Source organism: Pantoea sp. E956-1 (assembly GCF_982223955.1).
The window spans coordinates 321,961-335,555 of the sequence record NZ_CEUYZP010000004.1 but is presented as its reverse complement, the minus strand read 5'-3'; the positions used below and the strand labels follow the sequence as shown (position 1 = coordinate 335,555).

The 13,595-nt window shown below is 46.8% G+C and carries 13 protein-coding genes and 3 pseudogenes; 10 read left to right on the top strand and 6 right to left on the bottom strand.

Features of this window, described 5'->3' with window-relative positions:
- Positions 1 to 431: 431 nt before the first annotated feature.
- The 4 genes and pseudogenes from AC0T7J_RS14110 to AC0T7J_RS14095 all read right to left on the bottom strand — a co-directional run bounded on the left by AC0T7J_RS14110 (position 432) and on the right by AC0T7J_RS14095 (position 4,203).
- Entirely contained in the window at positions 432 to 1,661 is a 1,230-nt protein-coding gene (locus AC0T7J_RS14110) for a hypothetical protein (RefSeq protein ID WP_473794991.1), read from the bottom strand.
- A gap of 1 nt (position 1,662) precedes the next feature.
- Positions 1,663 to 2,694 (bottom strand): annotated as a pseudogene (locus tag AC0T7J_RS14105) (phage integrase).
- Positions 2,695 to 3,609, bottom strand: coding sequence for a hypothetical protein (locus tag AC0T7J_RS14100; protein ID WP_473794989.1), 915 nt, complete (start codon positions 3,607 to 3,609; stop codon positions 2,695 to 2,697).
- 9 nt (positions 3,610 to 3,618) lie between these two features.
- Positions 3,619 to 4,203 carry a phage repressor protein CI gene (locus AC0T7J_RS14095; RefSeq protein ID WP_473794988.1) on the bottom strand — a complete coding sequence of 195 codons (585 nt, stop codon included), beginning with the start codon at positions 4,201 to 4,203 and terminating at the stop codon, positions 3,619 to 3,621.
- A 108-nt stretch (positions 4,204 to 4,311) separates the two neighbouring features.
- Between AC0T7J_RS14095 and AC0T7J_RS14090 the strand changes: the two genes are divergently transcribed.
- The 8 genes and pseudogenes from AC0T7J_RS14090 to AC0T7J_RS14055 all read left to right on the top strand — a co-directional run bounded on the left by AC0T7J_RS14090 (position 4,312) and on the right by AC0T7J_RS14055 (position 10,540).
- Entirely contained in the window at positions 4,312 to 4,533 is a 222-nt protein-coding gene (locus AC0T7J_RS14090) for a regulator (RefSeq protein ID WP_208002748.1), read from the top strand.
- 30 nt (positions 4,534 to 4,563) lie between these two features.
- Positions 4,564 to 4,845, top strand: coding sequence for a phage regulatory CII family protein (locus AC0T7J_RS14085; protein WP_473794986.1), 282 nt, complete (start codon positions 4,564 to 4,566; stop codon positions 4,843 to 4,845).
- Positions 4,818 to 5,189: pseudogene (locus tag AC0T7J_RS14080) on the top strand (hypothetical protein); the annotation flags it as partial. The gene AC0T7J_RS14085 and the pseudogene AC0T7J_RS14080, both read left to right, overlap by 28 nt.
- 9 nt (positions 5,190 to 5,198) lie before the next feature.
- Positions 5,199 to 6,247: pseudogene (locus AC0T7J_RS14075) on the top strand (phage tail-collar fiber domain-containing protein); the annotation flags it as partial.
- An 854-nt stretch (positions 6,248 to 7,101) separates the two neighbouring features.
- Positions 7,102 to 7,632, top strand: coding sequence for a tail fiber assembly protein (locus AC0T7J_RS14070; protein WP_473794984.1), 531 nt, complete (start codon positions 7,102 to 7,104; stop codon positions 7,630 to 7,632).
- On the top strand, positions 7,622 to 8,347 hold the full coding sequence (locus tag AC0T7J_RS14065; RefSeq protein WP_473794982.1) for a hypothetical protein: 726 nt from the start codon (positions 7,622 to 7,624) through the stop codon (positions 8,345 to 8,347). The genes AC0T7J_RS14070 and AC0T7J_RS14065 overlap by 11 nt, the downstream gene beginning before the upstream one ends.
- Positions 8,319 to 8,858 carry a baseplate complex protein gene (locus AC0T7J_RS14060; RefSeq protein WP_137241224.1) on the top strand — a complete coding sequence of 180 codons (540 nt, stop codon included), beginning with the start codon at positions 8,319 to 8,321 and terminating at the stop codon, positions 8,856 to 8,858. Before AC0T7J_RS14065 ends, AC0T7J_RS14060 begins: the two co-directional genes overlap by 29 nt.
- A 2-nt stretch (positions 8,859 to 8,860) precedes the next feature.
- A complete protein-coding gene (locus tag AC0T7J_RS14055) occupies positions 8,861 to 10,540 on the top strand; it encodes a hypothetical protein (RefSeq protein WP_473794980.1) in 1,680 nt (559 codons plus the stop codon).
- Between the two features lie 34 nt (positions 10,541 to 10,574).
- Here AC0T7J_RS14055 and AC0T7J_RS14050 read toward each other — a convergent pair whose 3' ends face one another.
- Positions 10,575 to 10,811, bottom strand: coding sequence for a hypothetical protein (locus AC0T7J_RS14050; protein ID WP_473794978.1), 237 nt, complete (start codon positions 10,809 to 10,811; stop codon positions 10,575 to 10,577).
- A 501-nt stretch (positions 10,812 to 11,312) separates the two neighbouring features.
- Here AC0T7J_RS14050 and AC0T7J_RS14045 point away from each other — a divergent pair.
- Positions 11,313 to 11,798: an ImmA/IrrE family metallo-endopeptidase gene (locus AC0T7J_RS14045; RefSeq protein ID WP_473794976.1), complete on the top strand. Its 486-nt coding sequence runs from the start codon at positions 11,313 to 11,315 to the stop codon at positions 11,796 to 11,798.
- A 61-nt stretch (positions 11,799 to 11,859) separates the two neighbouring features.
- Entirely contained in the window at positions 11,860 to 12,540 is a 681-nt protein-coding gene (locus AC0T7J_RS14040) for a hypothetical protein (protein WP_473794975.1), read from the top strand.
- Between the two features lie 162 nt (positions 12,541 to 12,702).
- Here AC0T7J_RS14040 and AC0T7J_RS14035 read toward each other — a convergent pair whose 3' ends face one another.
- Entirely contained in the window at positions 12,703 to 13,524 is an 822-nt protein-coding gene (locus tag AC0T7J_RS14035; protein ID WP_473794974.1) for an abortive infection family protein, read from the bottom strand.
- Between the last annotated feature and the right edge of the window lie 71 nt (positions 13,525 to 13,595).

Below are 13,595 nucleotides of genomic sequence, written 5' to 3'. Positions count from 1 at the left end.
AACCAGAACCAGAACCAGAACCAGAACCAGAACCAGAACCAGAACCAGAACCAGAACCAGAACCAGAACCAGAACCAGAACCAGAACCAGAACCAGAACCAGAACCAGAACCAGAACCAGAACCAGAACCAGACGCTGACTCAGATACTATCAGCCCCAGCCTGATTTCTCATGCGACACTGTTGCGACACTCATTGATTGAGCAACAAAAAAGCCACTCAGTAGAGTGGCTTAATCGATGATTTTAAAGCTAAAATTTGGTGGCCCTGCTGGGTTTGAACCAGCGACCAAGCGATTATGAGAACGATGCCCACCCTTTATAAAACAATAACTTACTGATTTAATTAGCATTTGAAATTCGAATTTTAACGAATATGATTGAACGTTTGAGTTTTGAAGGGACAAAAAGGGGGCATCTTTTATGTGTTAGACTAAGGCTTTACAGGTGGCAGATGTATAAATTCATAGTTCTCGTCAATCAATTCTTCTATAACTTCAAAACCTAATGAGATTGAATTAAGTGTGTAGTCATATTCATTATTAGAATATTTTTCAAACAGCATCTCCGTAGTTTTTTCTTTGAATATACCCCAAGATTCAAAATAGATTGCTTCGTTACGTTTGCTCTGAATCTCAAGTTTCAAGGTTCGCCAAGTATTAATCGATTCTATTGTAGGTCTGCATATTTCTTTAAGATATCTTTTTCCAGAATTAAAAATTTTTGAAGTGCTAGTTCCCATACCATTGGGTTGAAAGTACGTATAAATTCCATAGAATTTTTGTCCAATCATTGGGAGGTCTTCATGAGTCTTTATGTTTTCATCATGAAAATATCGTTCAATTGAAGAGAAGGGTGCTACGTTCACTAACGTTATCATGTAAGGTGCTAGACCATAGCCGCCTATTTTATTTTCTTTAGTTAATATTAAAAAACCATGTCCATTTTCTTTTTCGCCTTCTGAAGCCATGCGTGACAAAGTGGATTTAATAACTTCGATTTGCGAATGTAATTTAGTAGGCTTTCTTACATCCTGTCTTGCGTATTGTGAATTATCATAAAGACAAATGTGATAACCGCTTAGGTGGTCTGAACTAAATTGCAAAGGAGTTTCAGCTTGAATTAAAGTGCTAATTTCAAGTGGTTTAAGTTTTATGACTTCATTAACTATGCATGGTTCAAGGCAAATCATGTTTTTATTTTGCCAGACAATATTATTGAAAATATAATGCTTCAAGAGTGTTGGCCAAATTGGAGAAACTATTACATTAATTATGTCGCCGTCTGATAGATGAGATAAATAGCCTTTAAGTTCTCCAGAGTAAGCGGATAATTCTGTCCCGGCTTGGCGGCTTGGTCCTGATATGTTTTTCAATTCAATCAGTACAATAGACTCTCTTTCCGTGGCATATGCGATTATATCGGGTTTTAATACATCACCTTTAGACGATGAAATATTTTCATTTTTGGTGAGTAGCTCTGTCAACATCAACGATGGGTAGCAATGTTGATAACTCTCCTTAATTTTCTTTTCAAAGTAATTTCGAGGGATGTAATCTATTATCAATTCAAAGTCGACAATGCTTTCTCCTAATCCTTCTGAGTCCTCCATAACTTCTTCGATCCACAATTGCATCTCATCTTCATTCTGGAAAATACTCATATTAACTCCATTTGCTTTTAATAGGGTTTAATTTGACGGCTTCTTCTAAGTGTTCTCGTGAGAAATGAGCGTATCGCATTGTCATTTTTATATCGGTGTGACCTAAAATTTCTTTTAGTACTAGTATGTTTCCACCATTCATCATGAAGTGGCTTGCAAAGGTGTGTCGAAGTACGTGTGAAAGCTGTCCGTCAGGTAAGTTTAAATCAGATCTTTCTATAGCTTTTCTAAATGCTGAATAACAGGGTTCAAACAGTCGCCCTGGCTTTTCAGGCTTAGGAAGTGCATCAATAAAAGATGGATTAACAGGTACTGTTCTGTTTCTATTGCTTTTGGTTTTTAAGAAAGTAATTTTAGAATTTCTAATTTGTTTTGATGTTAATGACTCTGCTTCATCCCAGCGAGCACCTGTTAGTAAACATATATTCACTACTCAATATGTGCTTTTGTTTTGACTATTCATGCATTGAATTAGAAGTCTTTCTATTTCATCATTTTCTAAATAAGATAACTCTGCCTCTTCAGATTTAAATGGGCGAAGGTTTTCAAGAGGGTTATCTTTCTTCCAATGACCCAGCAGCTTTAGTTCGTTGAAGACCGCCCGGAAGTAAGCCAACTCTAAGTTCATGGTTCGTGGCGAAACCTTTTGCACTCGCGCAGTCCTGGCAATTTCACCTGACAGTCTTTTTTTTCGATATAAAGAGAACATGGTTGCGCTGAACTCATGGGCAAGCGGATTGCCCATGCTTTCACATGCGAACATCATTGCACTGAGTCGCTTTTCGCCATCGTCAAGGGTGATGCCGTGTTCATCGAACCATTGCTGAGCAAGCTCTGATAATTTGCGGCGATCCTCTTTGCCATCTAACCAGGGCTTTTCTACTAATGTCTCCATTACATAATTTTCATACGCAATGGCCTCGCCTTTAGTTGAAAAAGTTTTGCGAATTCTTTTGCTGGGTTTATCTTTGGGTTTGCCTAAAGGATAAAAATCTAAAAGCCATTTTCCATTAATTTGCTTTCTAATCGACATTTACATATGACCAGTAATAACTGCTTTTTGTAATGATGTGTTAGTTAACGTGCTAATTTCACCAAGTTGATTAATGAATTCTAAATTTGAACCTGATTGATCATATCCTAAAAACTTACCAAGTTCTTTGTTCATGCTCCTAAAAATTAATTTGTGCAATAAGGGTGAATCATCTTGTTCTAACTTTAAAAAGGAAACGACTTTGCTTTTAGATGACTTTTCATTCAATTCATTTTCAACTAATTTAGACTCGTTGCGTTCTCCACCATAAATGTAAATATCTCTATTACTTTGGGCGCTTTTGATATTTGAAATTTGCGCACTGAGAGAATTGAACATTTGTAACATGAAAGCTTGGTTTTCGTTTGGCTGAACTATTTCTATATTTGCAGAATCAATCTCTAATAATTTCACTATTGAGTTAACTTCATTGGCTTGTAAGTTCTCAGTAGCAGTGAGAGCTGCGCTAATTCTATTTATCTCAGCACTTACCGTATCAATTCTTAATGTTGGTGAATATGGTTGGTACCTAAAACCTAAAAGATCAAACGGAGTTTTTTCTCTTCCGTCAGTGATTAAAACTGTCTTTTTATTAAAAGCTTGCCTTAACCCTAGCTCATAGAAAACATTGGCGTTATTGGTGCTTAAATCGCAAATAACCATTTCGCTTTTAACTATCTTTAGCAGGATATCATGCATTATCATATTTGAAGAAGCATTATCATCTGCTCTAATCGGTTCATAACCAGCTAACCTACAAGCTGGCGCAACCAAATGATCATATACTCTTTTAAAATGACCAGGTTCATAATTTGGATGCTCCGCAATTGGCATAATTACAAAGCAAGTTTTTTGTTCATTATTGTCACTATCTAAATCCTTTTCTTTTTTTTCTGTGGTCTTTTTTGCTGTCATGATAATTCCTTATTTAAAGGTAAGAACTATTTTACCTATCACGTCAATATCATCAATATTGCAATCAAATGCCATACCGATGCCGCTAACTCTAATTTTTCTAATTGGTATGCGGCCTAACGTTCTGACACTTAATTTACCTTCAATATTTACCAACCATTCTCCGTCAAAAATTTCAGAGAATTTCTTATCAATAATATATTGAGCGTTCTCATCTAAAAGGCAAAACGCATCTGTAGGTAATGGTGTACCTTCACGAAAGAATGCTTTATCAAGCATTACAAAACCTGAATCGAATAGCTTCCCACCAATAAGTTTTTTGCGCGGTAGTTTCAGTATGTCTGACGAATCATCTTCAAACTTTTTGCCTGCGCCAGTTGTAAGCCACTCCAGGCTAACCCCGGTTTCCAGTACGCAGTGCACAACAATATCCGCCGGGAAAGTGCCGCGCTTTCTTCTGGCGGACATGCTACTTGCAGCCATTTCTAAATGATCTGCCAGCTGCAGGGATGTGCTGAAGCCGTAAGCCTCACAAACACGATCTAAGACCAATGCGCTATCAGTTGGTAGGGTGAATTTTCCAGTATTTCGCATTTATTGGTTGCAAATTCGATTAAGTCGAATTAGTCTCCGTGTTGTAAGTTCGATAAACGTGAATATTGTTGAATGTTGCTGCATTCAAACGAATCAGGAGTTTGCCCTATGCGTCCTAACATTACAATCACCATCCCTACGCCCTACCTGCCCCTTGAAGAGTACTGCCGCCTGACAGGCATCGCTATGGGTACTGCCCGTGACATGGTTCGCGATGGCCGCTTACCTATTCGCGGAAAAGGTGATAAGCCGCGTGCACGAGTCGAAGTAAACATGGCTGCCCTTACTGTTGAAGCGTTAAGCGAATGCCGCATTTCGCTTCACGCGTAATTCAGGCTATCAATTCGCAAGGTGCGAATCATGTATGATTATAAAGTTTCAGTACGAAACTACCTTGATGATGCCTGCCGCCAGTTTTCTTTGGCTCATAACGTCACGGATCTGGCTAAAAAAGTAGGAATGCAACCGGCCACACTGCGCAACAAGCTGAATCCGGACCAGTCGCACCAACTGACATTACCTGAACTGTTGGCGATCATCGATCTCACTGAAGACCCAACCATTCTTGATGGTTTTTTGCGTCAGATTAATTGTCAGCCTTCAGTACCGGTTAGCCGCTTTCACTGTTCCGCAGGCGCGTAGCGTTTGCGTTTATTAACGCGCGTGATGCCGGGTCAGTGGCAGGGTTTATCAGCATTTTTGAGCGGCTGGGTATCGGGTATGTGGAGCTGGTTGAGCGCCAGCCCGGCATTGACTGGGACGTAATACAGGTGCGCGTTTCAGACAGCCAGATTGCGGACAACGCGCAGCTGCTGCTTCAGATAATCCAGCAGTACGGCAGGACGTGCCGCCGTTATCAGTTTGAGGTGATCACCTCGCAGCCGTTCGCCATCCGTGCAGGCTGGGACCAGGGTGAATATGTGGTTTACCCGGCGCACATCGCCGGGGCGGACGTGGCCAGCGCGACGTTCAGCGTAGGAATTTAAGGGAAAATTATGTCACAGACAGTTATCACGACAGCATTTGAGCAGTGGAAACGCGCCAGGCGGAAACCGGCGAGCCGGTATTACTGGATGAATTTATTTTTGCGAACGTGCCGGGCCTCGATCCCGCTAAGCCGGTAGACCGCAGCGAGGACATCCCGCCGCAGGCACAGATAGTTCACCGTCAGGCGGTCACGCGCAAGGGCGTGGTTAATCAGAATGCGGTGGTGCATTCAGTGGTACTGGGCGCGGACACGGGCGATTTTACGTTTAACTGGATTGGCCTGATTAACAGCGCAACCGGCACGCTGGCCATGATCGTACATGCCCCGGCACAGCAGAAGCTGAAAACCCGCGAGGGCCAGCAGGGTAACGTTCTGACACGTTCATTCCTGATGGAGTACAGCGGCGCACAGCAGGAAACGGGTATCAGTACGCCAGCGGAAACGTGGCAGATTGATTTCACCGCGCGCATGGGCGCAATGGATGAGCGCCAGCGGCTGGAAAACACCGATATCTATGGCCCGGCTGCGTTTTTTGGTGATGGCTGGCTGGTCAGTAGAAGCGGCACGCAGTATTACGTCACACATGGCGCGGGATACGTGGGCGGCCTGCGTGCGCAGCTGGACGCTGACCAGAATATTAAGGTCGGTGTGAAGCCGGTAAAAGTGTGGCTGGACGTGTGCTTTACCGGGACGCTGGCCAGCGTCTGGGGCGTGCAGAGCAAAATCACAGTGGCGGCTGATCTTGCTGACTATGAGCAGGACGGTGTGAAGCATTACGTGTCAGCGCTGGCGAGTATTGACGCTGCCGGGAACATCACTGACCTGCGTCCTAAAGGTTCGCTGGACAATCAGCAGGCCAGTGATGCGCTGAAAAAACATGAGCAATCACGCAATCACCCTGATGCAACACTGAAAGAAAAAGGCTTCGTGCAGCTGAGCAGTGCAACAGACAGCGCCAGCGAAACGGCAGCGGCAACGCCTAAAGCTGTAAAGGCGGCAAACGATAATGCCAATGCGCGCCTGAAGGCGTCAGAAAACCTTTCAGACCTGGCTGATATCAACAAAGCCAGGGAAGCTCTGAAACTTGACCGGGTAGGTAATTGGATGGCGGTGCAGGCTAATGGCGGCAAGCGCTCATCCGGAAATCACCAGATATTTATTGACTGGGGAACTGACGGGAAGCCACACCTGACGGTTGACGCCACCTACATTGGCGAGATGTTCACTGCAGGCAATCCGCCAAACGCTGCACAGACGGGCGCTTATTCTAAAAATGGCGGCAATCTGAGTGAAGAATCCAGCGTTACCGTAATTTCAAAAACTAAAAATGGTAACGCGGGGCAGGGTATCTATTCGCCTATGTTTCGCGCCTGTCTTAAAGACCGTGGCGGTGACATGGATTTCAAGGATGGCGCATCGGCATGTTTCCGCATGGTTGAGGTTGTCAGCAATTATGCCTTTGCAGAGGTTCTGGTAGATGGTTATGGCTCGGTAAATTCGTTTGAATTTCGCAACGACGGTAGTTTAAGAGCACCCGGTCAGCTAAACGCAGGCGGCGCATTTATTGCAACCGATGGCAACCTTTACGGAGGTGTATGGGGCGGATACCTGAACAACTGGATTGTTGGCAAAATCGGCGAGGTAAATAACGCTCTCAACGGTGTAAGAGGCACAGCAAACGATGCCTGGAATAAAGCGAATGATGCGCAGGTTAACAGGGTTGCAGATGTTGCCCTGGGTGGTGAAGGCGCATTTCAGATTGTTAAAAATGGCCAGCAGCGTGTTCCCGGTGGTTGTGTGATGACCGGCTGGAATTATGAAGGTGATAACCCCGGCGGGGATACGGTGTTTTACCGTCCCATTCAGAAGTATATCCCGTCAATGGGATGGGTGAATGTAGGGCATACAGCATGATGTTAATACTCAAAAATTTTACACAGTACATTCCGGAATATGCGGATTTAATGATCCCCGCGCTCTATTTTCAAAGTGAACAGGGTGAGGACTGGTATTTTCACCGTATGCGTTTCAGTGCTGACACGTTAAAAGTCTGCTACGACAGCGAGGGCATCATTCGTTCTTTCGGATTTGATGCATCACGCCTTTACCCTGGCGGATATTCCGTTGCGGAAGTCGAAAAAAAAGCGGTGCCTGAGAATATCTCAATTGATGGTTCATGGATGTTTGACGGTTCCGCAATTGTGCCCCGCACTTACACTCAGACTGAACGGGTTGAGCTGGCAGATAAAAAACGCCTGTCACTTATTTCTGATGCGGTTGCTGAAATGTCCCCGCTTTCGGATGCGGTTGAGCTGGGCAGGGCAACCGCGGAGCAGTCAGCGCGGCTGATGGCGCTTAAGAATTACCGCCTTGATCTGATTGAGCTTGATGTTTCAGACCCGGATAAGATTGCCTGGCCGGAGCTGCACGATGTGGCGTGAGGCACGGCTGGCTTTGACAGATTCGGTGACCGCACTGAGCTGCAGCATGGTTCCGGTGCATCCGTGGATTTACGGGCTGGGGCAGCAAACGGATAACGGTGCATACCTGAGTCCGGTAAATGCCACTGCCTATCTGGCGCAAAAGCTGGCAGGCATTGGCGGAAAAGCTGACGTGGTTATTCTGATGGTGGCCAGCCAGACGCATGACAATTTTATTTCATCACTGAACCAGCTTGCTGAGGTTTTCCCGGCACCGGCGTTTGTTCAGGTGAAGCGTCTGGCGCAGTCTGCCGCCACACTGACCACGGAAAAGATGCAGCTGCCTGCACGTATGAACACGATGCTGCCGCCATCCGTGCCGCTGTCCGTGCCATCCAGCCGCGCCGCGTTTGCAGCCGCCGCCGTGAAGCAGGCCCAGAGTGAAGCAGGCGCAGCAGCCGGGCTTGACGGACTGAAAGCGCAGCTGGCCGCATTTGGCCAGAAACGTGATGCCATGCTGACAGAGATTGCCGCCGGGCTGAGCGATCTGCAGGGCAAAACCGCACGGGCATGGGTGTTTACCGGCGGCGGCGACGTGGTGACCACGCTCACGCAGCTGGAAAAAGATATTCCGCAGCCGTCCGCTGTGTATTCGGCGGCCGTGATGCTGGTCGGTGACAATCTTAAAGGAATAAAAGGCATGATCCATGAGTACAAATCCGACGCTGGCGCTTAACGGTGAGGGCATCCCGCTTAAAAATATGCGGGTTACCGTATCAATGGCTTTTCAGGACAAAGACCAGTCCGGGCAGACCAGTTCAACGGCTAAGGCAGAGCAGGGCATCAAGGGAAAAGAGCTGAGGATCAGCGGCGAAATCGGCTTCAGTGATGCTGCCCTGCTGAAGCGTATTTTTGAGCTGGCTTCAGCAACTGACGCCAGCGGCCAGCGGCAAAAATACCGCGTGGCGCATGAGGTGGCGCGCGCGGTGAGTTTTCGCGAGGCGACTTTCACCGGCAATGTGGACGCTCCGCAGCAGGAAGGAAAAATGGCCTGGCTGATAACGTTCACCCTGACGGAGCATGTAAGCGTTCAGGAAAAGCGCGAAGCGCGTGCAAGCGGCAAAACCACGGCCACCAAACAGACCGGCGGCGGCAAAGGCGGACCGCAGGCCGCAGGCGAGAGCGACGAACAAATGACGTGGTTTGAGCGCAAAGTGCTTAAGCCGGTAAACGACGCACTGGAATAGCGATGAAACCTGTAACCCGACTTTACCTGTCAACTGATGAAGTGCATCTGACTGATGCCGCTCTGGTGCTGGAGCTTAGCAACTGTGGCCGTGGCTTCATCACGGCAAAGACCAGCACTGATTACACCGGCAAAATGGTCCGCATTGATACCGGCTATCCTGACCGGCTGCTGCGCTGGTTTACCGGATACGTGGAGCGCTCGCAGCCTTCGGAAACCGGCTATCAGCGTCTTTTCATCCGGGAGCTGTGCGGCGTATTTGATCGCGCATGGCCGTGCGCATTCCAGCACCCGACGCTTCGCCAGATTGCTGCCTGGCTGGAAGAACACAGCGGTCTGACCGTTACCGTGCCGCAGGCAGATTACAGCGACAGGCCGATCCCGCACTTCACGCACAGCGGCACAGGATTTCAGCTGCTGGCCAGTCTGGGGCGCGCCTTCGGGATTGCCGATTATCTCTGGTATCAGCTACCTGATGGCAGCATGTATCTGGGCGGCGCTGAAAAGGCGTTGTTTGCCGGTAAGCCGGTGGATATACCGCCGGAGTTCAGCCAGTCCACTGCCGGTGGCAATACGATGACCGTACCTGTGATCCAGTCACTGCGTCCGGGCGTGGAGGTGAACGGCCAGCGCGTGACAAAGGTGCAGCTGAGCGGCGACACCATGACAATCACCTGGACGCCGCGAAACCGTATCACCGGCCAGCCGCTACAAAAAACACCGGTACAGCGGCAGGTTGAAAGCCATTACCCGGAGCTGGCCAGCGGCCTGCACCTGCCCAAAATGGCGCGCGTTGTTGCCCCTACTGAGGCGGTAAAAAGCGGAAACTTTGCTGACCCCTTCAGGCCGCGCTATGCCGTCGATCTGCAACTGCTGGACGCTGACGGCAATCCGGATGGCAGCACGCCGGTTTATCCTGCCGTGCCGCTGCCCGTTCCGATGGCCGGTAATGATTCCGGTATGTTTCAGTTTCCGCCAGAGGGAACGCTGGTTGAGGTCGGTTTTACCGGCGGACGTCCGGACAAGCCGTTTGTGCGCCAGACCATGCCGGGCGGGACGAGCCTGCCGGACGTGAAGCCGGGCGAACAGCTGCAGCAGCAGCGCGCGGAAGTATCACAGCGGGTAACACAGGCGGGAGACTGGGAACGCCAGACCGATCAGGCCATTCGTGAAACGTCCATGAGCCGGGAAGTTAAAGCCTATACGGAAACGCGTGATCTGGTCAGCAGGGAAACGACAGTCAAAGCCACGGACAAGACCACGGTGATCGGAACGGCGTCACTGATGGCCGGAGCAATTCAGCACGTGACGACAGGCAATTACAGCGTGGCCACGCAGCAGAGCCAGCTGATTACAGTGGGCAGCAATGCGGAAACGGACGTCACCGGCAGCGCTGCGATTAAAGTCGGTCAGGCACTGACTGAAAAAATTGGCCAGCTGCGCCAGAGCATTGCCGGGACGCGTCAGGAAATTATCGCGCCGGTTGTATGGATTGGTTCAGAGAAGATTAACGTGGCCCAGCTGATGCTCGATACCGTGGCGCTAGTGCAGCAGCTGGCTGACCAGCTGGCCAGCCATACGCACCCGTCAATCGGCCAGCCCACGAACAGCAGCGATATCGCAAAGAGCAGCCAGCAGGCCGCCGCGCTCAGTACGAAATATTCACCCGTCATAGGCAAGTAAGCCAGCACACTAACCCGCTATCGCAGCGGGTTTTTTATTGCCCGTCACCAGAACGCCTCAGGCGCACGATGCGCCACGCAAAGGCGCGCCCTTCAAGCACGACAACCATAAACAGATCATCCGCACGGCGCGGCACTGGCTGCGCGTCAGCACGGCAAAATAATCGTCCGGCAGACAAAATCGGCGCTACACCGCACCCGCCTGCAGGTTTTGCATCATAAAAATTTTTCAGTTTAATTTTTCTACAAATCGCCTCGCCGGAGCGCACCATTGCTGGCTTTCTGCCAGAGTGCGCCAACTGTAAAGTGTGAAAAGAATTTCAGTACTTTTCAGTTTATTGAATCTAGATAAGATTTAATGATGCTTTCAGGTTGTTGTTTTTAAAGTTATTTTTGTTTTTTTTCGCGATGTGGGATCTGTGAGGGATCGGTTGACGTTGCCGTAAGCTAACGACGAAAGCAGGCAGGGCAAGGTTGGAGACAGTATCTGCTAAAACTGCGCAACTGAAAATATGAGAGATAACTGTTATTATATACAGGCTATTGCCAGAGGGGATTAACTTTGACATATAAGATAGTCACTTACAGCTCCTTCTAAACAGGGTTGAGCCTATACACCTCATTTCTTGAGTGCTTGCAATTCAAAAATAATTGTGTTCGTGACAATTCGTTACCTTTGAGGTAAATTTAATGGCATAGTTAAGTATAGTTAGATGCAAGAGCTTCACTGTGAAGCTCTTGATTACTGTCGTGAGACTAGAAAGGGGAACACTATGGAAGCGAGGACGGTAAAATCTGTACTTGATTCCTATTGGGATGGGGTACTTCCTGTTAATCCTGACGTAATCGCTCAACAATTGGGAATCAATGTACTCCCACTAAATTCAGAACGAAATCCAAACGTGAGTGGTATGGCCGAAATCTTATCTGATGGCAGAAAGATGATTGGTTACAATAAGTTCGATAGCCATTCCCGTATACGTTTTACCATTGCGCATGAACTAGCGCATCACGTTTTAGGACATACTGCGCGCTATAGCCGTTGCCTGCGTGATTATTCGACTAATAGTAATCCGGAAAATCCGTGGGTAGAGACTGAAGCAAATCGCTTTGCGGCAGAGTTGCTTATGCCGGGTGATGCGGTGAACATGCTTGTTAAGCGTGAAGGCGTAACTGATATTAATAAGCTTGCTTATTATTTCGATGTATCAGAAAAGGCGATGTACTGGCGCCTTAAAAACTTAGGTTATCCAATTTAAGTTCAAAAAATCAATTAGCTGAATTAATATAAGGCCACCTAAATTTACGGTGGCCTTTTTCATGACTAACTCACAGCAAACAGACTCAACTGCACAAAATGATCTCTCAGGAGACGGCGTTCCTGAAGGTAAAGACTACGATGAAGGAGCTAAGAATGATGGCAGTGCTCCGAGAAATACCCCTGCCAGAACACAAGCATACCTTGACCGAATTAGTAGGGACTTTAATGATCGTCGCTTGATGAGGGCGTTTCTGTTTGCTTTTACATTGGTATTGGCAGGTTGGTTTTTATGTACTGGCCTCTCACTAAGCCAAAAGGTGGCTACAGGACTTCTAAATTATAAAAGTACAATTTCAAAAGCTGTTGCTGGCGCGCTAAATACAACTAAAAATCCTAGTGTAGAGCATGTGGAAGCCTTAAAATTACTTTCTCCTCCTGAGAGTATTGAACATGCAGAAGGAAAATATGTTGCTGGCAATTCGATTCGGAGTGATGTTGCTCGCCAACTTGTCGAATCGACAAATTGGTTGTCCGCTAGCCCATTGATCACGTTAGTTGCTTTCATTTTAGGAGTTGGTTTGACCCTTTTGCTTGCTCTTATGAAAGCATTGTTTAAATCAGAAGTGGATCCAACTGAAAAAGACGATGGAGATAGCGTACTCTCTTCAGTGGCTACACCAACGAGTAAAGTGGTCGAAGATTTTATTGAGTGGGTGAAAGGGCTGTTAAAAAAGAAGTAGCCATAGGGTCAAGTCCTATCGTTTAAAGCGTAGGTGCAACGACAGATGGTTAGTTTATTTTGTTCAATACCAATAAATCCTAGGGTTATTCGTTAAAACTTAATTAAGTGGCGGCAGGTTTATTTATTGCCGCCACTTGTGATTTATAAGTACCTAAGACATTTAGCTCTTCGACTTTCGTTCGTCCCAAGTTTCAAGAATAAATAAAACTAGTGTGTGAGCAGAGTTTACAGCCAGACGAGCATGGCGTGGTTTAACATTATATGATTTTCTACCAGAGCCATGAGCCGTGCTGGCATGGGTTCGGAAAGCGCCTATTCCATCAGTTATTGAAAACAGTCCACTTAGTATTCTCTGTAGATCTGAATCCTCTATTACTTTTGGGTCAAGACCTAATTCATTCTTAACAACCTTCCAGACGCCTTGTAAATCTTGTTTGGCAGGCATTTCAATGCCTTCATCAGCTATGAAAATCTTACAAAGTGATTCAAGTATATTGCATGCTGCTGACACGGATTCTTTGGGTTCGGAGTTTACATGCTCAAGGGCGCGTTTAAACTCTGCTTCAATTGCGGGCATGTTTCTGTTTTTAATAGCATCTTTTAAGCTTACAGAAGATATTGATGAGCCATCAGTAATAATGCCACCAATAACATAAACAAGGCCGTATCGCCCGAGTATTTCAACTATTTCCTTTTTATATTTACGCCGATGAATAGTATCAAAATCATCGTAATTTTTAGGTTCAGTGTCTGGAGTTTCAATATAATTTTCTATAAGACGCCCAAGTACTAAAAGCGGACTATCGCTTTCTTTATTTATACGCCTTAACCATTCCAAGGCCTTAGCTGGTTTAGAACCGGCTGGCGGTTCTCCGGGCGCATCAGCGTATGAGAAAAGATTATCCAGAGTTGCATGGGTTTCAATGGTAGATATGCAATTTGCAACAACTGAGATTACGGGTTGTGGAATCAATTTTTTCATAATTTAGTACCTCCACTCCAGACAATGCAGGTGTCCCAGAAAAACTGAGGGGACAAAAAGGGGACACTATA